Source organism: Aurantimonas sp. 22II-16-19i, assembly GCF_002088275.1.
In the GTDB taxonomy this organism is placed as follows: domain Bacteria; phylum Pseudomonadota; class Alphaproteobacteria; order Rhizobiales; family Rhizobiaceae; genus Jiella.
Genome location: NZ_AQQS01000004.1, coordinates 40,338 through 64,448, shown reverse-complemented (window position 1 = coordinate 64,448; position 24,111 = coordinate 40,338). Strand labels below are relative to the sequence as shown.

The following is a 24,111-nucleotide window of genomic DNA, read 5'->3' as shown; positions in this document are numbered from 1 at the left end:
CCCCGGAGGGAACCGGCAGAACTGCGTCTGCCGGCAGCGCCGATCAGACGCCCTCGCCACCGCCGGCGAGCTTGGCTTCGATGTCGGCGAGCCGCTTCTTCAGCGCCTCGTTCTCCATGCGCGCCTTCATCGCCATCTCGCGCACCGCCTCGAATTCCTCGCGCTGGACGAGATCCATCTGGTTGAGCAGGCGCTCGCCCTGGGTGCGGAACAGCGTCTCCACCTCGCGGCGCACGCCCTGGGCGGTGCCGGCCGCGTCGGTCATCACGCGGGCGAACTCGTCGAGAAGGCGGTTGGGGGCTCGGTTCGGCATCGTCGTCTCCGGGGTTCTATAGGTTTCACCGCAGGTAGAGGCGCGCCGTCCCTTAGACAATAGTGGCGCCGCCTTATCTGCCCGCTCGGCCCCTCCCCCGCGCCGGTGTTTGCGCCGGTGTCTGCGCCGGTCCGCGCCCCGGTCCGACGGCCGATTGGACGGCATTCGGCCGCGCCGCGCGGCCTGTGGTCTTCAAAGCGTCGCCGCTTCGGCCTATGAGAGCGTCGCGCAGGGCCGTTCGTATGGCGGCCGCGCCGAACCGCAACGCACGACGAGGCCAGCTTCGACCATGCTCTCCCTTCAGACCTTCGGCGTGCTGGCCTATCCCAACATCGACCCGGTGTTTCTCGAGATCGGACCGATCAAGCTGCACTGGTACGGCCTCGCCTATGTCGCCGGCATCCTCTGCGGCTGGCTCTACGGGCGCTACCTCGTCGGCAATGCAAAGCTCTGGCCGAACGGCGTCTCGCCGATCACCAAGCTGCAGATCGACGACATGATCCTCTATCTCGTCCTCGGCATCGTTCTCGGCGGCCGGCTCGGCTACGTCATCTTCTACGATCCCATGCAGTATCTGGCCGATCCGCTCACCGTCTTTTCCGTCTGGGACGGCGGCATGGCGTTCCATGGCGGTCTCGTCGGCGTCACGCTGGCGCTCGTCCTGTTCTGCCGGCAGTACAAAGTGCCGTTCTACAGCCTGATCGACGTCGTCGCCGCCTCGGTGCCCTTCGGCCTGCTCTTCGGCCGCCTCGCCAACTTCATCAACAGCGAGCTCTGGGGCTCGCCGTCGACCGTTCCCTGGGCGATGGTGTTTCCGACCGGCGGCCCCGAGCCACGCCATCCGAGCCAGCTCTACGAGGCAGCGCTCGAAGGCGTGCTGTTGTGGATCATCCTCAGGATCGCCACCCACAGCTTCCAGTCGCTGCACCGGCCGCGGCTGACCGCCGGGCTCTTCATCTTCTTCTACGGCGTCGCCCGCATCCTCGTCGAAGCCTTCTGGCGCATTCCCGACGCGCAGCTCGGCTATCTCTACGGCGGCTGGCTGACCATGGGCATCATCCTCTCCCTCCCGATGCTGCTGGTCGGGATCTGGGCGATCGCGACGGCGAAGCCGGTGGCCTACGAGGCGAGCGGTCCCGACGACGCCGTCGCCAGCAACCGGGACCAGGCCCGCCATTGAACGACCTCGCCACACGGATCGCGGCGATCATCCGCCGGGAGGGGCCGATCGGCCTCGACCGGTTCTGGAACCTGTCGCTGTTCGACGCGAAGGCCGGCTACTACGCGACGAAGAACCCCTTCGGCCGGGCCGGCGACTTCGTCACCGCGCCGGAGGTCAGCCAGATGTTCGGCGAGCTGCTCGGCGCCTGGGTCGCCGCCGCCTGGGACGGGCTCGGCCGGCCCCGGCCGTTCCGCCTCGTCGAGATCGGCCCCGGCCGTGGCACGCTGATGGCCGACATGCTGCGCACCTTGCGACGGGCCGCGCCGCCCAGCCTCGGTGCCGCCAGCATCCACCTCGTCGAGACCAGCGAGACGCTCGCGGCGATCCAGTCCGAGACGCTCTCGCCCCTCGACCTGCCGATCCGGCGCCACCGCAGCCTCGCAGAGGTTCCCGGCGGCCCGGCGCTCGTCGTCGCCAACGAACTCTTCGACGCCCTCGCCATCCGCCAGTTCGTCTTCGACGGCGCGGCGTTCCGCGAGCGCTGCGTTGGACTTTCCGAGGCCGGCCAGCTGGAATTCGTTCTGTGCGAGCCCCTCGCCCCGCAGCCGCCGGCCGCCCTGCTGCCACATCCGCCGGCGGCCGGCGCCGTCCTCGAAGCCTCGCCGGAGCGCGACGCCCTCGCCGTCCGCCTCGCCGACCGGCTCGCCGCGGAGGGCGGTGCCGCGCTCCTCATCGACTACGGCCACGGCGAGACCGCCTTCGGCGACACGCTGCAGGCGATCCGGGAGCATGCCTATGCCGATCCGCTCGACCGGCCGGGCGGCGCCGATCTCACCAGCCATGTCGACTTCGGCCGGCTCGGACACATCTTCGCCGCGCGCCGTCTCACTGTGGCGCCGTTGGCCACCCAGGGCGAATTCCTGCTCGGCCTCGGCCTGATCGAGCGGGCCGGCGTCCTCGGAGCGCCGATGGACGCGGCCGGCCGCCGCCGGATCGAGGCTGCCGTCGCCCGCCTCGCCGGCTCCGGACCGGGCCAGATGGGGGCGCTGTTCAAGGTGCTCGCCGTCGCCAGCCAGCCACTTCGCCTGCCACCCTTTGCTCCAGACCCGTCGGATTGACTTCCCATGCCGCCTCGACCACCATCCGCCCCCATGGCGAACCCCATGATCGACGCCGAGCCGCTGAAGGACGAGGACGTGATCCGTGCGCCGGAGCTGTCGCACGACGGCATCGCCCATGGCTTCTTCGGCCGGCGTGGCGGCGTCTCCACCGGGCTCTATGACGGCCTCAACGCCGGCATCGGCTCGAAGGACGAGCCGGCCAGCGTCCATGGCAACCGCGCCCTCGCGATGGCGGTGCTGGGCGTTTCGCCAGACCGGCTCGCCACCCCCTGGCAGGTCCATTCGGGCGAGGCGATCGTCGTCGAGGCGCCGTTCTCGGGCGAGCGGCCGAAGGTCGACGGCATCGTCACCGCGACGCCCGGCCTTGCGATCGGCGTCGTCACGGCCGATTGCGGCCCGGTGCTGTTCGGCGACCCGAAGAACCGCGTCGTCGGCGCCGCCCATGCCGGCTGGCGCGGGGCGCTCGGCGGCGTCCTCGAAGCCACCATCGCGGCGATGGAGACGGCCGGCGCCGACCGCCGTTCGATCACCGCGATCCTCGGCCCGACGATCACCCAGCCGAACTACGAGGTCGGCCTCGACATGATGGCCGCCTTCCTCGACGGCGACCCGGCGCGCGAGCGCTTCTTCAAGCCAGGAAACGGCCCGGACAAGCGGCAGTTCGACCTTCCCGGCTTCATCGTCGCGGTGCTCTCCGAGGCCGGCGTCTCGGCCGGCTTCGTCGGGCGCTGCACCTATGGCGAGCCGGACAGTTTCTTCTCCTTCCGCCGCACCACCCATCGCGGCGAGCCCGACTACGGCCGGCAGCTCGCGGCGATCGCCCTGCGGGATTGATCACGATGATTCATTTCGAACGCGACGAATTCGACGAGCGCCGCGCGCGCCTCCTCGACGAGATGGCGAACCGCAAGCTCGACGCCATGCTGCTGTTCTCGCAGGAGTCGATGTACTGGCTCACCGGCTACGATTCCTTCGGCTTCTGCTTCTTCCAGTGCCTGGTGCTGAAGTCCGACGGCGAGATGCAGCTGCTCACTCGCTCGGCCGATCTGAGGCAGGCGCGGCACACCTCGATCCTCGAGGCGATCGTCATCTGGCGCGACCGCGGCAATGCCGATCCGGTCATCGAGCTGCGCAACCTCCTCGGCGACATGGGCCTCCTCGGCGCCCGCATCGGCGTCGAGTGGCTGACCCACGGGCTGACCGGCCAGGCCGGACTCGGCGTCAACGAGCGGCTCGGCTCCTTCGCCGCGCTGAAGGACGCCTCCGACCTCGTGCCGATGCTGCGGGCGGTCAAGAGCGAGGCGGAGATCGCCTATGTGCGCGAGGCGGCGCTGCTCGCCGACGAGGCCTTCGAGGAGGCGCTGCCGCTGATCGTGCCGGGCGCCGACGAGGCGGAGATCCTCGCCGCGATGCAGGGCCACGTCCTGAAGCGGGGCGGCGACTATCCGGCCAATCCCTTCATCGTCGGCTCGGGTCGCGACGCGCTCCTCTGCCGCTACAAGTCGGGCCGTCGCAGGCTCGACGCCAGCGACCAGCTCACCCTCGAATGGGCCGGCGTCAAGGCGCAGTATCACGCCGCCCTGATGCGCACCGTCATCCTCGGCGAGCCGACCGACCGGCATCTCGAACTCCATGCCGCCGCCCGCGAGGCGCTCAGCGCCGTCGAGGCGGTGATGCGGCCGGAGCATTCCTTCGGCGACGTCTTCGACGCCCATGCGGCGGTGATGGAGGAGCACGAACTGGTGCGCCACCGTCTCAGCGCCTGCGGCTATTCGCTCGGCGCGCGCTATGCGCCGTCCTGGATGGACATGCCGATGTTCCATGTCGGCAACCAGGCCGTCATCCAGCCGAACATGACGCTGTTCGCCCATATGATCATCATGGATTCCGATACCGGGACCGCGATGACCCTCGGCCGCACCTATCTTACAACCGAGACCGAGCCGGAGCCTTTGTCGCGGCTCTCCCTCGACCTGACGGTGGTGCGCTGACCGGGTGAGCGAAAACGCAAATGCGACATGAGGCATGTCGCAAGCGGACGATTCTCGCAGACTTTAACGATTTCTTCCGATCGCGGCGGCAAGATCGGGCTTGCTTCGATGCCGAAGACGGCCGGAAGGAGATCGCCCGTGGCAACGAAAATCGTCAGATGCGGCCCGCTCGTCGTCGCCGGCGTCGGCGCGGTGCTGTCCGGCTGCACCGGCGCCGACATGTCGATCGCCATGGGACCGAACGGTCCGGTCCCGCCGGAGAGCATCGGCTCAGTGTCGAGCTACGGTGCCCCTCCGGCTTCGGCCTCGACGTCCGCCCTGGCTTCCGCGTCGCCCCTCGCCGCGAGCCCGTCCGGCAGCGTCGGCTCGGCGCCGCTGCCGCCATCGCCCATCGAGCAGGGGTCCCTCGCACCGCCATCCAGCCGGATGGCGAGCGCGCCGTCGTCGAACATGCAGTGGCAGGTCGGCCCGGCGCCCGCCGGCTATCCGCAGGCGGCGCCGCCCGCTCCCGTCCGCACCCAGCTGGCCGCCCTCCCCGAACCAGAGCCCCAGCCCCAGGCCGAGCGTCTGGCCGACACCGGCTACGCGGCAGACACCGGACCTTCGGGGGGCAACTCCGACTATGCCCAGCCGGCGCTGGAGGAACCCGCCTCGCCGGATTATCCCCAGCAGGAACAGGCAGCGCTGGCACCCGCCGCCGACGCCGGGCCGCTGCGGCCGGCCTCGATGCGCGGCGGCGAAGCCCCTGCGAGCGCCGCCCGCGAGGTGCAGTTCCTGCCCGTCGTCGGCGCCCCGCAGCGTGAGGCCGAGCTTCTCGCCCGCGCCCTGTCGGAGGAGTCGCAGAAGGCCGGCGTCTCGATCCGGCCCGCCGGCGGCCCGGTCGCCCCGATCCGCCTGAAGGGCTATTTCTCCGCCTTCACCGACGGCGGCGATACGATGCTCGTCTATGTCTGGGACGTGCTCGATTCGAGCGACCAGCGCATCCGCCGCATCCAGGGGCAGGAGCGCGTCGCCGGCACCAATGCCGATCCCTGGGCGACGATCGATCTCGACACGATGCGCAAGGTCGCCCAGGAGACGATGCGGCAGGCCGCCGGCCTCGGCGCCGACGTCGGCTGACCTCTCGAACTTGCCGCGACGAGCGGCGACGGCCGCGGCATCCCCCAGCGGCGGCGGTGCCTCGCGTCCCGCTGCCGCAAGGCGGAGGCGCCAGCGCGCCGCTTCGGCGCGCCCGGCGGCCTGGCCACGCGGCCCTCGCCAGCGCCGCGAGCAGGCCGCCGGCGGATTAGCAAAGCGGAAAGCACGCGCCGATTTCTCGGCCTGCGATGCCGCAGCGCAGCTGAGTCGGGTTGAAGTTTTGGCGAAGGCTGCTAGAGCCTCCAGCGCAGATCGCAGGATGACGGGCCGCGGGAGCCGCGCTCATCGCAACGATCTGACGGTCGCGCCCGACGCCAACTTCGGTATGCGGGGCGAGATCGAGTTTGGCGGCGCCCAGGGTCGCGGGCGGCAGCGACGTTGGCAGCGTTGTCGATCCGCCTGCCTGCGATCTGGCCCGGAAGGAATGGCAGCTTGCGCAACAAAGATATCACCGCCTCCCGATCGACTGGAAAGAAAGCGATGAAGCTCTTCAGCGGCAATTCCAACCGGTCACTGGCGGAATCGATCGGCAACTATCTCGATCTGCCGCTCGGCCAGGCGATGGTCCGCCGCTTCGCCGACCAGGAAATCTTCGTCGAGGTCCAGGAGAATGTTCGCGGCGAGGATGTCTTCGTCATCCAGTCGACGTCGTTCCCCGCCAACGACCACCTGATGGAGCTCCTGATCATCATCGATGCGATGCGCCGGGCCTCGGCCCGCCGCATCACGGCGGTGCTCCCCTATTTCGGCTACGCCCGGCAGGACCGGAAGGCCGGCGGCCGCACCCCGATCTCCGCCAAGCTGGTCGCCAACCTCATCACCGAGGCCGGCGCCGACCGGGTGATGACCCTCGATCTCCATGCCGGCCAGATCCAGGGCTTCTTCGACATCCCCACCGACAACCTCTTCGCCGTGCCGCTGCTCGCCCGCGACATCAAGGAACATCAGGATCTGAAGAACCTGATGGTGGTCTCGCCGGATGTCGGCGGCGTGGTGCGCGCCCGGGCGCTGGCCAAGCGGCTCGACGCTCCCCTCGCAATCGTCGACAAGCGCCGCGACCGGCCGGGCGAGTCGGAGGTGATGAACATCATCGGCGACGTCACCGGTCGCAACTGCATCCTCATCGACGACATCATCGATTCCGGCGGCACGCTGTGCAACGCCGCCGACGCCCTGAAGAAGGCCGGCGCGACCAGCGCCTCGGCCTATATCACCCACGGCGTCCTGTCGGGCGGCGCCGTCGCCCGCATCGCCGCCTCCAGCCTGACGGAACTGGTGATCACCGATTCGATCCAGCCGACCATGGCGATCCGCGGCGCCGAAAACATCCGCGTCGTCACCACCGCCAACCTCCTCGGCGAGGCGATCGCCCGCACGGCCTCCGAAGAATCCGTCTCCAGCCTCTTCGACTGATTCCCGGCGACTGATTCCGGGCAAGTCATGCCGTCCGCCCCGCGCTCCGCGAGGCGCCGGCGGGCGTGGCACGGATGCACCGCAGCACGACCAATGCCCCGCCGGCTGCGGAGCCGTGACCGCGTGCGCCACGCCCTCATGACGGAGCCGAAGCACCGGCGCGGCAGCGGCTTGAACGGGTCGGGGCGACGCCGGATCGCGGCCGATCGCCCCTGGCGCCACCGCACGTCGGCGTGAACCGCCGCGAATTTAACGCCTCGTTAACCGTGGCGGGTGTCCTTCGACGCGAGACCTTCTCGCAACTGCGAAGACGAGCGAACCATGCAGATCAACGCACCGATGCAGACGCGCCCGGGTCCGGCGCCGACGCCCCATGGCAAGCGCCGCCGCCGCGCCGCCGGCATTGTCTCGGGGGTGGCCGCCGCGGCGATGGCCCTGCCGATCGCCCTGCCCGCCGACGCCGATGGCCTCGACGATGCCAGCCAGTCCGTCGCCGTCGCCGCCATCTCCCGCCAGAACGCGCTGGCGCTGCGGCTGACGAGCGGCCAGACCAACAACATCAAGACCCATCTGGAGGGCCTGCGGAAGGATGCCTGCGGCCCGGTCGCCGTGCGCCTGTCCCTCGGCCAGACCAGCGCCACCGAGGACTGGGAGCGGCTGATCACCGACGCCGACGACGCGTCCCGCTGGAAGACGCTGCAGACGGCGACCACCACCGATCGCTGCGCCAATACCGCAAGAGCCTGGACCGGCGGCTCGCTGACGTTGTCGAACGACGGGCCGGATGCCTCCGGCCGCGGCTTCGAGCGTGTCGAGAGCAGCCTCGCCGCCGGGCTCGACGCGCGGCTGGACGCTGATCTCGCCGTCGGACTGGCGCTTGGCGTCTCCAACGGCGATACCATCGAGAACCAGGGGAAGGTGCGCGGCAGGGCCGCGCTCGGCTCCCTCGCCGCCTATGCCTCCTATCATCCGAGCGAGGCCTCCTTCGCCGAGGCGGCGGTGGGCATCGCACGGCTCGACCTCAGCGACCGCGTCGACGGCGGTGCGGACGATGTGTCCGCAGGTGCCGACCCCGACGCGTTCGGCGGCTTTGCGACGGTATCCGTCGGCCGCCTCGAGCAGATCGGCAGCCTGCGGGTCTCGCCCTATCTGAAGGCCGCCGGGCAGATGGTGCGCCTCGCCGCCGCGCGCCAGGAGATCGGCTCTTCCAGCTACCGGACCGGCGGCCGGTATTCCGCCAGTCTCGCCGGCACCATCGGCATCGACGCCTCGCTGGCGCTGCGCCGGCTGCCGGACTGGATCGCGGTGACGCCGAAGGCCGGCGTCGAGGTCGGCTATTCGCTGAACCGCCAGTCCGCGGCGGCCGTCACGGCGGCGGCGGGGCGGATGGGCGGCCAGAGCGCCGGGCCCGTCGCTGGCAGCGTGCCGGGCTCGTTCAGCACCAACCGGACCCTCAGCCTGGACGTCGGCACTTCCGTCCGCCTGTTCGACGAGTTGTCGCTCGATCTCGACGTGGAGACGCGGCCGATCGAGAACGGCCGGCCCAAGACCCTGCGCCTCTCCTCGAGCTGGAGCTTCTGAGACCGCGTCGATCGGACCTCGAGGGGATCTTGCGCAGCGGCCGACCGCGATTGCACTCGCTTTGAGCCTGTGCGATCCTTGCGCAGCTTCGGTGCCCGAGGTCCGCCATGTCGCAGCTTCTTCGTCGGGTCGGCTTTCGCCATGTCGCCATCGGTCTCGTCGCGCTGGCGCTCGTCCTGTTCGGCGTCGGGCTGCTCACCCGCGAGGACGTCGCCGACAAGCCCTATCTGAAGATCGCCGGCGCCGGCTTCATCTTCAATTACCGGATCGCCGACGCCTATTACGGCTTCACCGCCCTCGTCCAGAAGCCGGTGAGGAACTACTCCCGCATCGAGGCCGATTTCGAGGATCCCGCCGGCGGCCCGCCCCACCGTGTCACCGCCAGGCTGACGCCGCGCTCGAGCCGCTACGGCCTCCGGTCGCCGCCGCTGCATGGCATCCAGGCGAACACGCCCTATCGTGTGTCGGTGCGCCTCGTGCAGAACGGCGACGGCGCCGTGCTGTTTCGCGAGACCTTCACCGTATCCTCGAAGATCTCCGATCGTATCGTGCCGCCGGAACCGCTGACCGTCGGCCCCGGCTACGCCCGTAATCCGAACCTGCCGCACGGGTGGCAGGCCCCGATGTCGGATCGGGGCTTAGATCAACCGGGATGAATTATTTGCGACAAAGTCGTGGCGGGCTGTTGCGCCCGACCGCAGCACGGGGTGATATTGCGCCGGCGCTGCCGTCACCTTGGCGGCATGACCCGGCTTTTCCCGCCATCTTTCGACCATCTATCTCAAGGAGACCCGTATGAAACGGAATCTGAAGGCTCTCGGCCTCGTCGTCGGAGCGTCCTTCATGATGCTGCCGGCCTTCGGGACGGCTGCTTTTGCGGCGGACGCGGAAAGCTGCAAGACGGTTCGGCTCTCCGACGTCGGCTGGACCGACATCACCTCGACGACGGCGGTGATGTCGAAGCTCCTGGACGGCATGGGCTACGATCCCGACGTCAAGATCCTCTCCGTTCCGGTCACCTTCGCCTCGCTGGCCGACGACAATCTCGACGTCTTCCTCGGCAACTGGATGCCGGCCCAGAACGAGCCCATCAAGAAATACATCGACGCGGGCACGATCGAACGGGTCCAGACCAATCTCGAGGGCGCGAAATACACCCTCGCCGTGCCGAAATACCTCTATGACGAGGGGCTGCACGACTTCGCCGACATCCACAAGTTCGCCGATGGGCTGGGCAGCAAGATCTACGGCATCGAGCCCGGCAACGACGGCAACAGCCTCGTCCTCGGCATGATCGAGAAGAACGAGTTCGACCTCAAGGGCTTCGATCTCGTCGCCTCCTCCGAACAGGGCATGCTCTCCCAGGTCGCCCGCGCCACCCGCTCCAATCAGCCGATCGTCTTCCTCGGCTGGGCGCCGCATCCGATGAACACCAACTACGAGATCGAGTATCTGACCGGCGGCGACGCCACCTTCGGCCCGAACTACGGCGGCGCCACGGTCTACACCGTCACCCGCAAGGGCTACTCGGAGGCCTGCCCGAACATCGGCAAGCTCCTGCAGAACCTGACCTTCGATCTGGACCTCGAGAACCAGATCATGGGCAAGATCCTCGACGACGGCGACGAGCCCGAGGCGGCCGCCACCGAGTGGCTGAAGGCCAATCCGGACCGGCTGACCAAGTGGCTCGACGGCGTCGAGACGATGGACGGCAAGCCCGCCCTGCCGGCGGTCAAAGAATCCCTCGGCATCACGTCCTGAGGATTCTCCGCCGAGGATGGCCCGGCCCTTCGGGCCATCCGACCGGCCAACGCGAAGGGGCCGGCCCCGGGCCGGCCCCGGCCACTGCGCAGACCTGCGGCGGCGCCGCAAACTCCCTGAAAATCCGAGAGGAAGTCGAAGCCCGTGGAATGGCTTGAAGCCCACCCCTTGCCGATCGGCGACGTCGCCGAGGATTTCGTCGACTGGCTGACGGCGAACTTCACCCCCGTCTTCGACGGCCTGACCGCGTTTCTCCAGGCAGTGATCGACGCCATCCTGTTCGTCCTCACCTGGCCGCACCCGTTCGTCGTCATCGCCGCCTTCTGCCTGATCGCCTGGCTCGCCCGGCGCTCGATCTTCCCGGTGCTCTTCACGCTCCTCGGCTTCCTCCTCATCATCAATCTCGGCTTCTGGGAGGCGACCACCCAGACGCTGGCCCTCGTCATCGCGGCGACGGTCACCTGCATGGTCATCGGCGTGCCGCTCGGCATCGCGGCGGCGCGCCGGGATTGGGTCTACATGATCCTGCGGCCGATCCTCGACCTGATGCAGACGATCCCGACCTTCGTCTATCTGATCCCGGCGCTGATCCTCTTCGGCCTCGGCATGGTGCCCGGCCTCGTCGCGACGGTGATCTTCTCGCTGCCCGCCTCGATCCGCCTGACCAGGCTGGGCATCGCCTCGACTCCGACGCAGCTGCTCGAAGCCGGCGACGCCTTCGGGGCGACGCCGATGCAGCGGCTGTTCAAGGTCGAGATCCCCTACGCCCTGCCGCAGATCATGGCCGGCCTCACCCAGACGATCATGCTGTCGCTCTCGATGGTGGTCATCGCCGCCCTCGTCGGCGCCCCCGGCCTCGGCGTTCCGGTGCTGCGGGCGCTCAACGCCATCAACGTCGGCAACGGCTTCGAATCCGGCCTTGCCATCGTGCTTCTGGCGATCATCCTCGATCGCTTCTTCCGGGTCGAGGAGAAGGGGCGATGACCAGGACCGTCGTATCGTTCGAGAACGTCTCGATCATCTTCGGCCGCGGCAAGGACAAGGCGCTGGAGCTCGCCGACGCCGGCAGGAACCGCGCCGAGATCCGCGAGGAAACCGGCGCGACCCTCGGCGTCACCAATGCCAGCCTCGACGTCAAGGAGGGCGAGATCGCCGTCCTGATGGGGCTGTCCGGCTCCGGCAAGTCGACCCTCATCCGCGCCGTCAACGGCCTCGCCCCGGTGGCGAGAGGCCGCGTCGTCATCGACACCGGCCGCCAGCCCGTCGACCCCAAGGACTGCGGCGCCGCCCGCCTGCGCGAGCTGCGTCGCCACGAGGTGGCGATGGTGTTCCAGCAGTTCGCGCTCTTGCCCTGGCGCTCGGTGGTCGACAACGTCGCGCTCGGCCTCGAATTTGCCGGCGAATCGAAGGCCGCCCGGCGCAAGCGCGCACTGGAGCAGCTGGAGCTCGTCGGCCTGTCGGACTGGGCGCATTCGCGCGTCTCGGAACTGTCCGGCGGCATGCAGCAGCGCGTCGGCCTTGCCCGCGCCTTCGCCACCGACGCGCCGATCCTCCTGATGGACGAGCCGTTCTCCGCCCTCGACCCGCTGATCCGCACCCGGCTGCAGGACGAGCTGATCGACCTCCAGCAGAAGCTGAAGAAGACCATCATCTTCGTCAGCCACGATCTCGACGAGGCCTTCAAGATCGGCAACCGCATCGCCATCATGGAAGGCGGGCGCATCGTCCAGATCGGCACCGCGCAGGACATCGTGCTGCGCCCCGCCGACGACTACGTCGCCGACTTCGTCGCCCACATGAACCCGCTCAACGTCCTGACCGCCGGCGACGTGATGAAGCCGATCGACCGCGACGACGCGACGCCCGCCAATGTCGCGGCCATGGCCGAGCCGACGACGCCGCTGAAGCGCATCATGGATTCGGTGTGCGGTTCGAAGGGCGCGGTCGTCGTCAGCCACAAGGGCAGGATCCTCGGCCAGATCGGGCCGCAGGAGATCGTCGACGCCCTGCAGAGGCACCAGAGCGCGGGGTGATGCGAGCGGCCTTGGGCGAAGGCGCGTTTTGCGTCGAGCGGCTGACGATTCCGGTGCCGGGCGACGACATCGGTGTCCGCCGGATCGCGACTTTCGTGCATATCCTCAAGCATGTCGCCGCCCCGCAGACGCGGACATTGGTCGATCTCGGCGCCGGGCATTGCAAATTCAGCGTCTGGGCAACGAAGCTCGGCTTCGACGTCACCGCCGTCGACGGCCGGACCGTGCGTCTGCCGGAGGACCTCGGGACCATCCGCTTCGTCGAGGCGGATGTGCGCGACTACGATCCCCGCGGCCATGGCGTCGTGGCGATCCTCGGCCTCCTCTATCATCTGGAACTTGCCGATCAGGAGAGCCTCCTGAAGCGCTGCTGCTACGGCGCGCCGGTGATCGTCGAGACGCAGGTCCACGTCGCCGAGATGGTGGCGGATGCGCCGAAGGACTGGCACCGGCTGGTCGAGCGGGACGGCTACTGCGGCGTGGACTTTCCCGAAGGCGACAATCCGATGGCCTCGATCGGCAACGCCACCTCGTTCTGGCACACCGAGCCCTCGATGCTGCGGCTGTTCGAACGCGCCGGCTATGCGAAGGTGATCGTGATCGATCCGGTCTTTTCGTCCGGTTACGGTGCGAGGCGCTTCTACGTCGCCTGGCCCTGATGCGGCCCGCCGCAGCCTGACACGGCTCCGTGCTTCGACAGGCGCCAGACACCGGACGATGACCCCATGCGCGGGGGCGGTCGCCGCCTTCGAGCAGGGCCCGGCCTTGCCGCTCCCTCGAAAATGATTCCGATTTGCGGCCCGATGCTGTAAACGGCGGGCAAAACCAGCCCCGACCGTCGCCACCGCCGCAGGCCATTCGCCGCCACCGGCGACGATTGGGAAAAGCACCAGAAAGTCGTCCCATGGATCGTCTCGCCGAGGAAGTCGCACCGCGCAGCCAGGCCAACGGAGCAACGCCGGCGGCCAAGGCCGCCCAGCGCCCCTACGAGACGCGTCGCACCTTCGCGATCATCTCCCACCCGGACGCCGGCAAGACGACGCTGACGGAGAAGCTGCTGCTCTCCGGCGGCGCCATCGAGATGGCCGGCGCCGTGCGCTCCAAGGGCAATGGCCGCCGGGCCAAGTCCGACTGGATGGACATCGAGAAGAACCGCGGCATCTCGGTCACCTCCTCGGTGATGACCTTCGAGAAGGAAGGCATCAACTTCAACCTCCTCGACACGCCCGGCCACAGCGACTTCTCCGAGGACACCTATCGCACGCTCACCGCGGTCGACAGCGCCATCATGGTCATCGACGCCGCCAAGGGCATCGAGGCGCAGACGCGCAAGCTGTTCGAGATCTGCCGCCTGCGCGACATCCCGATCATCACCTTCGTCAACAAGGTCGACCGCGAGGGGCGCGATCCGTTCGAGCTGCTCGACGAGATCGAGGAGCAGCTCGCCCTCTCCGTCGCGCCGATGATCTGGCCGGTCGGCCAGGGCGGCCTGTTCAAGGGCTGCTACGACCTCGTCAAGAACGACTTCCTCTTCGCCGGCCTCGACAAGACCGAGCATTATGCCGGCGGCCTCGACGACCCGGCGCTGCAGGCGGCCCTCGGCGCCGACGCCTATGCCGGCTTCCGCGATGCGGCCGAACTCGCCTCCGAGGGCTATGCGGACTTCGACCCCGCCGCCTACCGCCAGGGCCACCTCACGCCCGTGGTGTTCGGCTCGGCGCTGCAGAACTTCGCCGTCGACCGGCTGATGGACTTCATCGCCGAACACGCGCCCGGTCCGCGGCCGCAGCCCTCCGACAAGGGTCCCGTCGACCCGTCCAGCGACAAGGTCTCCGGCTTCGTCTTCAAGGTCCAGGCCAATATGGACCCCAAGCACCGCGACCGCGTCGCCTTCGTCCGCTTCTGCTCGGGCCATTTCAAGCGCGGCATGAAGCTCGATCACGTGCGCTCCGGCAAGCCGATCGCCGTCTCCAATCCGATCTACTTCGTCGCCCAGGAGCGGGCGCTGACCGAGGAGGCCTATGCCGGCGACGTCATCGGCATCCCGAACCACGGCACGCTGCAGGTCGGCGACACGCTGACCGAGGGCGAGACCTTCCGCTTCACCGGCCTGCCGGCCTTCGCGCCGGAGGTGCTGCGCCGGGTGCGGCTCGAAGACTCCATGAAGATGAAGCAGATGCGCCGGGGCCTCGAGGATCTCGCCCAGGAGGGCCTCGTCCAGGTCTTCCGCCCGACCATCGGCTCGGACTGGATCGTCGGCGTCGTCGGCCCGCTGCAGCTCGACGTCCTCGCCTCGCGCATCTCCGGCGAATACAAGGCCGACGTCTCCTTCGAGCCGGTGCAGTTCAACGTCGCCCGCTGGATCCGCTCGGACAACGAGCCGGCGATGAAGGAATTCATCCGCCAGAACACCATGAACGTCGTGCGCGACCGCGACGGCTGGCCGGTCTATCTGTGCCGCGACGACTGGGACCTGCGCTACATCATGAGCCGCAACAAGGACATCGTCTTCGACGCGACGCGCGAGATCGTCGGCCAGCAGGCCGCCGGCAAGTAGCATCCGCCGTCCCCGCATCCGCCCTTCAGGCAGGATCGCGGACACAGGGGCGCAAGAACTGGACGTCCAGACATACCGACGCGCCCGGCCTGCCCCTAGTCTCTGCCGCGATCGATCGAAATCCGCGCCTTCACAGCGCTTCCGGCCCTGGCCGGATGCGCCGATGCGTGCGCCGGGTCGGTCGGCGCTCGTCGCTCCGCCTCCGGTCCCGGCCCGGATAAGCCCCTTTCGGAGACGGGCCGGAGGGGGAGGATGAGCTTTTCAGGGTGCGAACGAAAGAGCGTGACGATGAGACTGATACTGGGTGCCGCGTTGCTCGCGGCCGGCCTGTCGCTTGCCTCTCCCGCCGCCGCGCAAGGGGTCGTCGACGAATATTGCGCGCAGATCAGCGCCCACGACAAGGTCGCGTCCGACGGCTTCGAGCTGACCGACGCCGCCTCCATCCTGCGCCAGGACCGCGCCAACTACCACAAGTTCCAGGATGCGGACCGTGCCGACCAGGGCGACCGCACCTTCGGATCGTCCGGCGCACGGGCGAGGATCCCGGCGCTTCTCGACAACGGCCAGACCGAGCAGAGCACCTTGCGGCAGATCGTCCGCGGCAACCCCTCTGTCTGCGTCGAGATCTATCCCAGCTACCTCTACGTCTATGTGAACTGAGACCAGCTTCTGGGGTGCCGAGCGGCAGATCGTCCGGTCGGCACTCCTGGGTTTCTCGCCGCGCTCTCAGTCGGCGGGAACGAAGCCCAACACGAAGGCCACGACCTTCTCCTCCGGCATCTCGCAGGGCTTCAACAGCACCCGCGCGCCATCGAGCATGAAGACGTTGGCGCTGACGAACTCCGTGCCGCCGAGCTCTTCCGCATAGAGCCAGCGGCGCCGCCCGTCGGCCGAGACCTTCAGGGTCGCGCCGTAGCGGCGGCCGTCATAGAGCCCTTCGCGATAGCCGGGACGCATTGCGGCGAGCTGCGCTGCGAATGTTGCCTCGTCCGGCGCGGCATCGGCTGCGGGATCCTCGATGGGTCGGTGCATGGGGCTCTCGCCGGATCGACCGGGATTTCACTGATTGCGGCAGCCCGGCTCCCTGCCGCCTTGCTCGTCGCTCCACTCCCGGACCGAGCGGCGAGGGGCAGCCCTCGAGGGCCCCCTTCATATAAGCGCCGAGCCGGCAGACGTCATCCGTCCCCGGCTCGGTGTAGGCTGTCTCTCGTGCCGCGTCGCGGCTGGACCGTTACTGGGCCGGCTGCGTCGACTGCGTGTCGTCGCTGTCCGCATCGGACGCCGTCCCGCTCGCCGCGCCGGTGCCGGCACCGCTCGCATCCGAGGCTCCGTCCGGCGAGGACATCGCGGGCTGCGTCGCGGAGGTTTCCTCCTGGATCGCCGACTGCGCCTCGGCCAGCACGGCGTCGACGTCGACGCCGACATCCCGTGCCGCCCCGGCGACGGCCTGGCTTGCCTCGCGGATGTTTTCGCGCAGCGGATCGAGCGAGACGCCTTGGTAGCCCTCTGCGGTCAGGGCTGCGGAAAACTGGTTCAGCTGCTGCTCGGTCTCGCCGAGGGCGGTGAAGGCGGTCGTCAGCGGTTCGCGCAGCGTCGCGGGATCGAGCTGGCCCGACGCCGGCTGCTGGGCGGCCTCGAGTTCAGTGACCTGTCCCCGCAATGTCTCGTTCTCCGTCTGCGCGGTTTCCAGCTGCCCCTGCAGCTCGGTGAGCTGGGCCTCGTTGTTGTCGCCGCAGGCTGCGAGCGTGAGAACCATGGCAGCAGAGGCGGCTAGGTAAAGATGCTTCATGATGGCGCGTCCTTCTATCGATCACTGAATAGCGCGCCGCTCCGATCGTGCCGGACAGCGCACTGCTTAGTAGACCCAAGAACGTCAGCGCGATTTCGTTCCGAAGAAACTCGGTGCGTGGCGAAGAAGCGAGGTCCAGCTTCAACCGTTGCATGAGCATCAGCCGCGCCCCGGCGCGTCTTCGGAGCGATCCACGCAAGACACTGGTGCTGATCAGGCCGCCGCCATCTCGATCCGCCCCTCCTCCACCGCAAAGCACGCCACCCGCGTCGGCCCGTGCGGCGTCAGTTCCGGCCGCTCATTGCGGCAGCGCTCGTTCGCATAGGGGCAGCGCGGGTTGAACGAGCAGCCGGGCGGCGGGCTGATCGGCGAGGGCAGTTCGCCCGTCAGCCGGATGCGCTGGCCCTTCGATTTCGGATCGGTCGCCGGCGTCGCCGACAGGAGGGCTCTGGTGTAGGGATGCAAGGGATTGGCGTAGAGCGCCTCCACCGGCGCGATCTCCACCGGCCGGCCGAGATACATCACCATCACCCGGTCGGCGACGTGTTTGACCACCGAGAGATCGTGGCTGATGAAGATGTAGGTGAGGCCGAGCCGCTCCTGCAGGTCGGCGAGGAGGTTGAGGATCTGCGCCTGGATCGACACGTCGAGCGCCGACACCGGCTCGTCGAGGACGAGGATCTTCGGCTCGAGGATGATCGCCCGGGCGATCGCGATGCGCTGGCGCTGGCCGCCGGAGAACATGTGCGGATAGCGGCCGTAATGCTCGGGCCGCAGCCCGACTTCGGCCAGCGCCCGCTCGGCCTTCTGCCGGCGCTCGGCGGAGGAGAGCTTCGTGTTGATCTTCAGCGGCTCCTCGAGGATGGAGCCGACCTTCTGGCGCGGGTTGAGCGCGCCATAGGGGTTCTGGAAGACGATCTGCACCGTCGAGCGCAGCTTCTTCACGTCGCCGGGATGGTCGCCGGTGATGGTGATGCCGTCGATGGTGAGCGAGCCTTCCGACGGCGTCTCGATCATCGTCAGCATGCGGGCAAGCGTCGACTTGCCACAGCCGCTCTCGCCGACGATCGCCAGCGTCTCGCCCTCCTCGACGGAAAAGCTCGCATCCTTGACGGCCTTGAGGCCGAGGGGCTTGGCGAACATGCCGCGGCGCACCTCGTAGACCTGGCTCACGTCCTTGGCGGTGACGATGGCGTTCATCAGGCGGCACTCACTTGGGCGAGATGATGGAGAGGATAGTGGCAGAGCGCCTCGCCGAGGGCGGCGGGCTGGCGTGGCGGCACGATCGTGCGGCAGCGGTCGTCCGCCTTCGGGCAGCGCGGGTTGAACAGGCAGCCGTCCGGCCGGTCCCCCTGCCCCGGCACGACGCCGGGGATCGTCGGCAGCCGGGCGCCCGACGAGCGCTCGGGAATCGCGGCGAGCAGCGCCGAGGTATAGGGATGATGCGGCTGGTCGAACAGCGTCGCCACCGGCTGGCGCTCCACCTGCTGGCCGGCATATTGCACCACGACCCGCTCGGCCGTCTCGGCGATCACCCCCATGTCATGGGTGATCAGGATCATCGCCATGCCCCGCTGCTTCTGGAGATCCAGCAGGAGGTCGAGGATCTGCGCCTGGATCGTCACGTCGAGGGCCGTCGTCGGCTCGTCGGCGATCAGCAGCTTGGGGCGGCAGGCGGTCGCCATGGCGATCATCACCCGCTGGCTCATCCCGCCGGACAGCTGGTGCGGAAAGGCCGACAGCCGTCGCTCGGGCTCGGGAATGCCGACGGCGTTCATCAGCTCGATCGCCCTCGCCTGCCGCGCCTTGCGGTCGAGATCGGTGTGCGCCTTCAGCGCCTCCTTGATCTGGAAGCCGACGGTGAAGCACGGATTGAGGCTCGACATCGGCTCCTGGAAGATCATCGCGACCTCGTTGCCGATGATCGTGCGCCGCTCGCGGCCGGACATCTGCCGCATGTCGCGGCCCTCGAAGGCGATCTCGTCGGCGGTCACCGTGGCGGACGGAGGCAGAAGCCCCATCAGGCCGAGCATCGCCACCGACTTGCCGGAGCCGGATTCCCCGACGATGCCGAGGACTTCGCCCGGCTCGACGGTGATGTCGACGCCGTCGACGGCCTTGAACGGGCCGGAGGCGGTGTCGAAGGTGACGGAGAGGTTGCGAAGGGAGAGAAGGGGCATGATCTTACTTCAGCCGGTAAATGAGGCTATATGGGTCATGTTGGAACATGAGATGGCGTGTGATGATTGGACCGATCAGACCGTTCGTTTGACGCAAGTCTGTAGGCGGGCCGTCGGGCCCGGCGATTGCTCGCATCGCAGGAAGGCGAAGATGGCTAAACTCTACGTGCGCTTTCTCGATTGGATCCTGGACCGCATCATTGGCCCGCAGGAGAAGGGGCCGCTGCCGCCTCCCCAGCCGATCGACGGCCCTACGGGCCCGCGCCCCTTCTACTGAAGCGCCCTCTATAGTTAGTCCGTCCGGCTCAGGATTGCGACGACGTCCTCCGCCAGTGATTTCAAACCTTTGCGAAGCTTCAAGTAGTCGTCGAACAGGCTCTGGATCCGCACCTGCGATGCCTCGCCGGCCGCCAGCCGCCTCAGATCCTCGCCCAGCCCCTCCAGGATATCTCGCTGCCGCGCATAGCGAACCAGCGGCTCGATGACGGGCTCCGGCAGGATGTAGATTTCCCCGACGACCGCCTCGAAGATCCGGTTCCTGCTGCCGGTCGGAATGAACGGTACTGGCTGAGCGCCTGCGGACGCCTCGGCTGCCGGTTGATCGAGGGAGATCCGATCGTAGGCTTCCAGATTGGCGAGTTCGCTCATGATCTCGGCGCGAAGCGCGATACGAAAGTCCCTCGCCTTCTCCCGGCGTCGCCGTTGCTCCGCCCGCAATGCCAGGCTCGCCGTCACGAACCAACCCGCGACGGTGAAGATGCCGACGATGACCGCTGCGACGATCGCCGGGCCGATCCAGCTTCCCATCCATCTCAGCTCCGCTTCATCTTCGGGTCGAGCGCATCCCTCAGGCCGTCGCCGACGAGGTTGATGGCGAGCACCGTGACGAGGATGGCAAGACCCGGGAAGGTCACCACCCACCAGGCTCTGAGGATGAACTCCCGCGCCTCGGCGAGCATCGTGCCCCATTCCGGCGTCGGCGGCTGGGCGCCCATGCCGAGGAAGCCGAGCGCCGCGGCATCGAGGATGGCGTTGGAGAAGGACAGGGTCGCCTGGACGATCAGCGGCCCGAGGCAGTTCGGCAGGATCGTCACCACCATCAGCCGGAACGGGCCCGCGCCGACGACCTTGGCCGCCGTCACGTATTCCCGTCGCTTCTCGGCCATCACCGAGGCCCGCGTCAGCCGGACGAAATGCGGCTGCAGAACCAGCGCGATGGCGATCATCGCATTGGTGAGGCCGGGACCGAGGACGGCGACGAGGACGAGGGCAAGCAGCAGCGAGGGGAAGGCGAGGATGACGTCCATCACCCGCATGATGACGGTATCCAGCCAGCCGCCGTAATAGCCGGCGACGAGACCGACCGAGATGCCGACCGTCACCGCCACGAAGACGACGACGACGCCGATGAACAGCGAATATTGCGCCCCGAACAGGAGCCGCGAGAGCATGTCGCGGCCGATCGCGTCGGTGCCGAGGAGGTAGGTCCAGCTGCCCCCCTCCGCCCAGACCGGCGGCACCAGCTGGGCCTGGCTGTTGGTGGCGATCGGCGAATGCGGCGCGATCAGCGGCGCGGCGATGGCGGTCGCGACGATCAGGGCGAAGACCACGAGGCCGAGGACCGCGCCCTTGTTTTCGGAGAAGTAGTACCAGAACTCCTGCAGCATCTGCCGCCGGACGCTTTTCTTCGGACGGCGGTCCGGGATGTCGGTGCCGACGCCCTCTTCGGCTTCCTGGGCTGAAATATGGCTCATGACGGTCTCCTCACCCGGCCCTGACGCGCGGATTGATGACCCCGTAGAGGAGGTCGACCGCCAGATTGACGAACATGATGATCATCGCGATCAACAGCAGCCCACCCTGGACCACCGGGTAGTCCCGGCGAAACACGCTGTCGACCATCCACTTGCCGATGCCCGGCCAGGAGAAGATCGACTCGGTCAGGATCGCGCCGGCCATCAGCACGCCGACCTGCAGGCCGATGGTGGTGACGACGGGGATCAGCGCGTTCCTGAGGGCGTGAACGCCGACGACGCGGGATTTCGCCAGCCCCTTGGCCTTGGCGGTGCGCACATAGTCTTCGCCGAGGACCTCGAGCATCGCCGAGCGGGTCTGCCGGGCGATGACGGCGAGCGGGATGGTCGCCAGCACGATCGACGGCAGGATCAGATGCGACACCGCCGATGAAAACGCCCCCTTCTGGCCGGAGAGCAGCGAGTCGATCAGCATGAAGCCGGTGACCTGGGGAAAATAGAACAGCAGCGAGATGCGCCCGGAGACCGGCGTCCACTGCAGGATGCCGGAAAAGAAGATGATCAGGAGCAGGCCCCACCAGAAGATCGGCATCGAGTAGCCGACGAGGGCCGCGCCCATCACCGACTGGTCGAACCACGAGCCGCGCTGCACCGCGGCGAAGACGCCGGCCGGCACGCCCAGGAAGACGGCGATGAAGATCGCGCAGAGCGACAGTTCCAGCGTCGCCGGAAACAGGGTGAAGAACTCGCCCGCGACGCCCCGCTTGGTGACGATCGAGGTGCCGAAATCGCCCTGCAGCAACCCCCAGAGATAGGAGAGATACTGCATCACCAGCGGCCGGTCGAAGCCCAGCTGCTGCATGAGCGCGGCGTGGCGCTCGGGCGAGACGACCCGCTCGCCGGCGAGCATCTGGACGGGATCGCCGGGCAGGAGCCGGATGAAGGCGAAGGCCACGATCGAGACGCCGATGAAGGTCGGAATCAGGACCGCGATGCGCGAGAGGAGGAAGCGCTGCATGGTGCCCCTATGGTCAGGTCGTTCTTGTCTTTTTCTGCAAGGCCGGTCTTCGCCGACCTCTGGATGGGGTCTTACCGTCGGCTCCGGTCTTCGACCGGTGCCGAGGATAACGCTTGAGCCCTCGCGGGCTCGACGCCAGCGCCCCGGGAACCACCGTCTCTCGGGCCTCCGGCATCAGATGCCCGACAGCCCCTGGGATCGTCGCCGAGAGCGTCCGCCGCCTCGGCGACGATCGCAAGGGCGGCAACACCGTCCGCCGCGCCGGGCGCCGCCGGTCAGTCCGGCTGCCGCGATAGCAACATTCTGTTCCCGTTGCAAAATGCCCGCGCCACGGGCGGCCACGATCACCTCTCCCAGCCCCGTCCGGCTGGCGGCGCTGGCGCCTTTGCGCCGCCGTCTCGCCATCGCTGCGGCGTCGCCGGGTCCTGCCGTCGTCCGATCCGCGACAACGACCCGCGTCATCGTGCCAGCGCCCGGCATCGCCGGAAATTCGTCCGCGTTCACCGCATCGCGGCCCCGTCACCCGGTCCCATCGCCGCGACCGGCTTTGGCAGGCCCGTCCGCCCGGTCCGGCAACCATCATCACCGGAGCAGATCGAAGCCGAAGGGCTGGCCGGCCCCGTCGGCACACGCCCCAGCAAACTGGAAAAGGGCGGCCGAGGCCGCCCCTTCCCCTCGATCAGAGACCGGAGCCCGAGATCACTCGGCGATGTCGACGTCGTCGAAGCGGTGATAGCCGAGCGGATCCTGGTAGAAGTTCTTCACCGACTTCTGCATCGGCATGAACACCGTCGAATGGTCGATGGTCAGCCAGGGCGCCTCGCGCTTGAAGACGACCTGCGCCTCTTCGTAGAGCTTGGTGCGCTCGGCCTGGTCCGAAGTCGTCTTGGCCTTCTTGACCAGGGCGTCGAACTCCTCGTTGCACCACTGGGCGCGGTTGTTGCCGCCGACGGCTTCACAGCCGAGCAGCGTGTCGAGGAAGTTGTCCGGATCGCCGTTGTCGCCGGTCCAGCCGAGCATCGCCGCGCCGTCGCGGTCCTTGGCCTTCGACTTCTCCAGATACTCGCCCCACTCGTAGGAGACGATTTCGGCGGAGACGCCGACCTTCTCGAGATCCGCCTGCATCAGCTCCGCCGCCCGTCGGGCGTTGAGCATGTAGGGCCGCGAGACCGGCATCGCCCAGATCTTCATGGAGAGGTTCTCGACGCCGGCGTCCTTCAGCATCTGCTGGGACTTCTCCGGATCGTACGGATCGTCTTCAACCGCATCGTTGTAGGACCACATCGTCGGCGGGATCGGGTTCTTGGCCGGCACGGCCGCGCCCTGGAACACCGCGTCGATGATCGCCTGCTTGTTGATCGCCATGTTGAGGGCCTTGCGGACCTCGACCTTGTCGAAGGGGGCCTGGGTGGTGTTGTAGGCCATGTAGGCGACGTTCAGCCCTTCCTGGCTCGGCACTTCGAGGTTCGGATCGCTCTTCAGCGATTCGACGTCGGCCGCGTTCGGATAGGGGAAGATCTGGCACTCGTTGGCCTTGAGCTTCTGCGCCCGCACCGAGGCATCGGTGGTGATCGCGAAGATCAGGTCGTCGATCGGCTGCTGGCCCTTGAAGTAGTCCGGATTGGCCTTGTAGCGGATGACCGCGTCCGGCTGGTAGGCGACGAACTGGAAGGGGCCGGTGCCGAGCGGCTGCTGGTTCAGCGTCGCCTCGTTGCCCGCCTCGGCGAGGCTGTCGGCATATTCCTTCGACATGATCGAGGCGAAGTCCATCGCCAGATCGGCGAGGAACGGCGCCTCCGGCCGGTTCAGCGTGAACTTGACGGTCAGGTCGTCGACTTTCTCGATCGACTTGATCAGGTCCGGAAAGCCCATGCCGCTGGCATATTCCCAGCTGGCGCCGGGGACATACTGGTTCCAGGGATTGTCGCTCTTCAGCTGGCGCTCGAACGAATAGATCACGTCGTCGGCGTTCAGCGTGCGGGTCGGCGTGAAGAAGTCCGTGGTCTGGAACTTCACGTCGGGCCGGAGCTTGAAGGTGTAGACCGTGCCGTCCTCGGAGATCTCCCAGGATTCGGCGAGACCCGGCTCGGTCTCGGTGGAGCCGTGCTTGAACTCGACGAGACGGTTATAGACCGTGCGCGAGGACGCATCGAAGGTGGTGCCGGCAGTGTAGAGGGCCGGGTCGAAGCCTTCCGGCGAAGCCTCGGAGCAATAGACGAGCGTCTTGGCCGACGCCGCCGAACCGAGGGCCAGGGTCAGGGCCGTCGCGGCGAGAAGCCGGGTCAGGGAATTCATTCAGCA

General features: G+C 68.0%; 24 protein-coding genes. 15 read left to right on the top strand and 9 right to left on the bottom strand.

The features are described from left to right. Window positions 1–43: 43 nt before the first annotated feature. The gene (locus ATO4_RS05605) at window positions 44–313 is read right to left on the bottom strand and encodes an accessory factor UbiK family protein (protein WP_083590449.1); all 270 of its coding nucleotides are present in this window, start codon (window positions 311–313) and stop codon (window positions 44–46) included. Between the two features lie 289 nt (window positions 314–602). On the opposite strand from ATO4_RS05605, the gene lgt reads away from it, so the two are divergent. The 14 genes from lgt (at window position 603) to ATO4_RS05535 (ending at window position 15,729) form a co-directional block, all read left to right on the top strand. Further along, window positions 603–1,493 carry a prolipoprotein diacylglyceryl transferase gene (gene lgt / locus ATO4_RS05600; protein WP_083590448.1) on the top strand — a complete coding sequence of 297 codons (891 nt, stop codon included), beginning with the start codon at window positions 603–605 and terminating at the stop codon, window positions 1,491–1,493. Continuing rightward, on the top strand, window positions 1,490–2,593 hold the full coding sequence (locus tag ATO4_RS05595; RefSeq protein ID WP_083590447.1) for an SAM-dependent methyltransferase: 1,104 nt from the start codon (window positions 1,490–1,492) through the stop codon (window positions 2,591–2,593). Before lgt ends, ATO4_RS05595 begins: the two co-directional genes overlap by 4 nt. Window positions 2,594–2,638: 45 nt before the next feature. Then, window positions 2,639–3,430, top strand: a complete 792-nt coding sequence (pgeF, locus tag ATO4_RS05590; RefSeq protein WP_083590446.1) for a peptidoglycan editing factor PgeF — start codon at window positions 2,639–2,641, stop codon at window positions 3,428–3,430. 5 nt (window positions 3,431–3,435) lie between these two features. Beyond that, window positions 3,436–4,587: a Xaa-Pro peptidase family protein gene (locus ATO4_RS05585; protein ID WP_083590567.1), complete on the top strand. Its 1,152-nt coding sequence runs from the start codon at window positions 3,436–3,438 to the stop codon at window positions 4,585–4,587. A gap of 138 nt (window positions 4,588–4,725) precedes the next feature. Next, the gene (locus ATO4_RS05580) at window positions 4,726–5,706 is read left to right on the top strand and encodes a hypothetical protein (protein WP_083590445.1); all 981 of its coding nucleotides are present in this window, start codon (window positions 4,726–4,728) and stop codon (window positions 5,704–5,706) included. Window positions 5,707–6,204: 498 nt separating this feature from the next. Then, window positions 6,205–7,137, top strand: a complete 933-nt coding sequence (locus ATO4_RS05575; protein ID WP_083590444.1) for a ribose-phosphate pyrophosphokinase — start codon at window positions 6,205–6,207, stop codon at window positions 7,135–7,137. Between the two features lie 321 nt (window positions 7,138–7,458). After that, on the top strand, window positions 7,459–8,718 hold the full coding sequence (locus ATO4_RS05570; protein WP_083590443.1) for an autotransporter outer membrane beta-barrel domain-containing protein: 1,260 nt from the start codon (window positions 7,459–7,461) through the stop codon (window positions 8,716–8,718). A gap of 107 nt (window positions 8,719–8,825) precedes the next feature. Beyond that, entirely contained in the window at window positions 8,826–9,374 is a 549-nt protein-coding gene (locus ATO4_RS05565) for a hypothetical protein (protein WP_083590442.1), read from the top strand. A gap of 187 nt (window positions 9,375–9,561) precedes the next feature. Next, window positions 9,562–10,479, top strand: coding sequence for a choline ABC transporter substrate-binding protein (locus ATO4_RS05560; protein ID WP_245308595.1), 918 nt, complete (start codon window positions 9,562–9,564; stop codon window positions 10,477–10,479). 144 nt (window positions 10,480–10,623) lie between these two features. Then, on the top strand, window positions 10,624–11,463 hold the full coding sequence (gene choW / locus ATO4_RS05555) for a choline ABC transporter permease subunit (RefSeq protein ID WP_083590440.1): 840 nt from the start codon (window positions 10,624–10,626) through the stop codon (window positions 11,461–11,463). Further along, window positions 11,460–12,512, top strand: coding sequence for a choline ABC transporter ATP-binding protein (gene choV / locus ATO4_RS05550; protein WP_083590439.1), 1,053 nt, complete (start codon window positions 11,460–11,462; stop codon window positions 12,510–12,512). Before choW ends, choV begins: the two co-directional genes overlap by 4 nt. Beyond that, window positions 12,512–13,171, top strand: coding sequence for a class I SAM-dependent methyltransferase (locus ATO4_RS05545; RefSeq protein ID WP_083590438.1), 660 nt, complete (start codon window positions 12,512–12,514; stop codon window positions 13,169–13,171). Before choV ends, ATO4_RS05545 begins: the two co-directional genes overlap by 1 nt. Before the next feature lie 245 nt (window positions 13,172–13,416). Then, a complete protein-coding gene (locus ATO4_RS05540; protein ID WP_083590437.1) occupies window positions 13,417–15,069 on the top strand; it encodes a peptide chain release factor 3 in 1,653 nt (550 codons plus the stop codon). Window positions 15,070–15,357: 288 nt separating this feature from the next. Continuing rightward, the gene (locus ATO4_RS05535; RefSeq protein ID WP_139802275.1) at window positions 15,358–15,729 is read left to right on the top strand and encodes a hypothetical protein; all 372 of its coding nucleotides are present in this window, start codon (window positions 15,358–15,360) and stop codon (window positions 15,727–15,729) included. 66 nt (window positions 15,730–15,795) lie between these two features. On the opposite strand, the gene ATO4_RS05530 is transcribed toward ATO4_RS05535, so the two are convergent. The 4 genes from ATO4_RS05530 to ATO4_RS05515 all read right to left on the bottom strand — a co-directional run bounded on the left by ATO4_RS05530 (window position 15,796) and on the right by ATO4_RS05515 (window position 19,038). Next, the gene (locus ATO4_RS05530; protein WP_083590435.1) at window positions 15,796–16,101 is read right to left on the bottom strand and encodes a hypothetical protein; all 306 of its coding nucleotides are present in this window, start codon (window positions 16,099–16,101) and stop codon (window positions 15,796–15,798) included. Between the two features lie 199 nt (window positions 16,102–16,300). Next, window positions 16,301–16,858 (bottom strand): hypothetical protein, encoded by a 558-nt coding sequence (locus ATO4_RS05525; RefSeq protein ID WP_139802274.1) that lies wholly within the window; start codon window positions 16,856–16,858, stop codon window positions 16,301–16,303. Between the two features lie 213 nt (window positions 16,859–17,071). Then, on the bottom strand, window positions 17,072–18,061 hold the full coding sequence (locus tag ATO4_RS05520) for a dipeptide ABC transporter ATP-binding protein (protein ID WP_139802273.1): 990 nt from the start codon (window positions 18,059–18,061) through the stop codon (window positions 17,072–17,074). After that, complete coding sequence (locus ATO4_RS05515) at window positions 18,058–19,038, bottom strand: ABC transporter ATP-binding protein (RefSeq protein ID WP_083590432.1); 981 nt, start codon at window positions 19,036–19,038, stop codon at window positions 18,058–18,060. Before ATO4_RS05515 ends, ATO4_RS05520 begins: the two co-directional genes overlap by 4 nt. 151 nt (window positions 19,039–19,189) lie before the next feature. Here ATO4_RS05515 and ATO4_RS28630 point away from each other — a divergent pair, with 151 nt between their 5' ends. Next, a complete protein-coding gene (locus ATO4_RS28630) occupies window positions 19,190–19,315 on the top strand; it encodes a hypothetical protein (protein ID WP_280940480.1) in 126 nt (41 codons plus the stop codon). 14 nt (window positions 19,316–19,329) lie between these two features. Here the strand turns inward: ATO4_RS28630 and ATO4_RS05505 are convergent, their stop codons facing one another. The 4 genes from ATO4_RS05505 to ATO4_RS05490 all read right to left on the bottom strand — a co-directional run bounded on the left by ATO4_RS05505 (window position 19,330) and on the right by ATO4_RS05490 (window position 24,105). Then, the gene (locus tag ATO4_RS05505) at window positions 19,330–19,845 is read right to left on the bottom strand and encodes a hypothetical protein (RefSeq protein ID WP_083590430.1); all 516 of its coding nucleotides are present in this window, start codon (window positions 19,843–19,845) and stop codon (window positions 19,330–19,332) included. A gap of 5 nt (window positions 19,846–19,850) precedes the next feature. Next, window positions 19,851–20,705, bottom strand: coding sequence for an ABC transporter permease subunit (locus ATO4_RS05500; RefSeq protein WP_245308594.1), 855 nt, complete (start codon window positions 20,703–20,705; stop codon window positions 19,851–19,853). 97 nt (window positions 20,706–20,802) lie between these two features. Beyond that, window positions 20,803–21,810 (bottom strand): ABC transporter permease subunit, encoded by a 1,008-nt coding sequence (locus ATO4_RS05495; protein ID WP_083590428.1) that lies wholly within the window; start codon window positions 21,808–21,810, stop codon window positions 20,803–20,805. A 699-nt stretch (window positions 21,811–22,509) separates the two neighbouring features. Further along, window positions 22,510–24,105 (bottom strand): ABC transporter substrate-binding protein, encoded by a 1,596-nt coding sequence (locus tag ATO4_RS05490; RefSeq protein ID WP_083590427.1) that lies wholly within the window; start codon window positions 24,103–24,105, stop codon window positions 22,510–22,512. Window positions 24,106–24,111: the final 6 nt, after the last annotated feature.

Excerpts from the sequence above, each read along its gene's own strand:
- ATO4_RS05605 (WP_083590449.1), bottom strand. The coding sequence starts at position 313 with ATGCCGAACCGAGCCCCCAACCGCCTTCTCGACGAGTTCGCCCGCGTG.
- lgt (WP_083590448.1), top strand. The coding sequence starts at position 603 with ATGCTCTCCCTTCAGACCTTCGGCGTGCTGGCCTATCCCAACATCGAC.
- pgeF (WP_083590446.1), top strand. The coding sequence starts at position 2,639 with ATGATCGACGCCGAGCCGCTGAAGGACGAGGACGTGATCCGTGCGCCG.
- ATO4_RS05585 (WP_083590567.1), top strand. The coding sequence starts at position 3,436 with ATGATTCATTTCGAACGCGACGAATTCGACGAGCGCCGCGCGCGCCTC.
- ATO4_RS05575 (WP_083590444.1), top strand. The coding sequence starts at position 6,205 with ATGAAGCTCTTCAGCGGCAATTCCAACCGGTCACTGGCGGAATCGATC.
- ATO4_RS05570 (WP_083590443.1), top strand. The coding sequence starts at position 7,459 with ATGCAGATCAACGCACCGATGCAGACGCGCCCGGGTCCGGCGCCGACG.
- ATO4_RS05565 (WP_083590442.1), top strand. The coding sequence starts at position 8,826 with ATGTCGCAGCTTCTTCGTCGGGTCGGCTTTCGCCATGTCGCCATCGGT.
- ATO4_RS05560 (WP_245308595.1), top strand. The coding sequence starts at position 9,562 with ATGATGCTGCCGGCCTTCGGGACGGCTGCTTTTGCGGCGGACGCGGAA.
- choV (WP_083590439.1), top strand. The coding sequence starts at position 11,460 with ATGACCAGGACCGTCGTATCGTTCGAGAACGTCTCGATCATCTTCGGC.
- ATO4_RS05545 (WP_083590438.1), top strand. The coding sequence starts at position 12,512 with ATGCGAGCGGCCTTGGGCGAAGGCGCGTTTTGCGTCGAGCGGCTGACG.
- ATO4_RS05540 (WP_083590437.1), top strand. The coding sequence starts at position 13,417 with ATGGATCGTCTCGCCGAGGAAGTCGCACCGCGCAGCCAGGCCAACGGA.
- ATO4_RS05535 (WP_139802275.1), top strand. The coding sequence starts at position 15,358 with ATGAGACTGATACTGGGTGCCGCGTTGCTCGCGGCCGGCCTGTCGCTT.
- ATO4_RS05530 (WP_083590435.1), bottom strand. The coding sequence starts at position 16,101 with ATGCACCGACCCATCGAGGATCCCGCAGCCGATGCCGCGCCGGACGAG.
- ATO4_RS05525 (WP_139802274.1), bottom strand. The coding sequence starts at position 16,858 with ATGAAGCATCTTTACCTAGCCGCCTCTGCTGCCATGGTTCTCACGCTC.
- ATO4_RS05515 (WP_083590432.1), bottom strand. The coding sequence starts at position 19,038 with ATGCCCCTTCTCTCCCTTCGCAACCTCTCCGTCACCTTCGACACCGCC.
- ATO4_RS28630 (WP_280940480.1), top strand. The coding sequence starts at position 19,190 with ATGGCTAAACTCTACGTGCGCTTTCTCGATTGGATCCTGGACCGCATC.
- ATO4_RS05505 (WP_083590430.1), bottom strand. The coding sequence starts at position 19,845 with ATGGGAAGCTGGATCGGCCCGGCGATCGTCGCAGCGGTCATCGTCGGC.
- ATO4_RS05500 (WP_245308594.1), bottom strand. The coding sequence starts at position 20,705 with ATGCTGCAGGAGTTCTGGTACTACTTCTCCGAAAACAAGGGCGCGGTC.
- ATO4_RS05495 (WP_083590428.1), bottom strand. The coding sequence starts at position 21,810 with ATGCAGCGCTTCCTCCTCTCGCGCATCGCGGTCCTGATTCCGACCTTC.
- ATO4_RS05490 (WP_083590427.1), bottom strand. The coding sequence starts at position 24,105 with ATGAATTCCCTGACCCGGCTTCTCGCCGCGACGGCCCTGACCCTGGCC.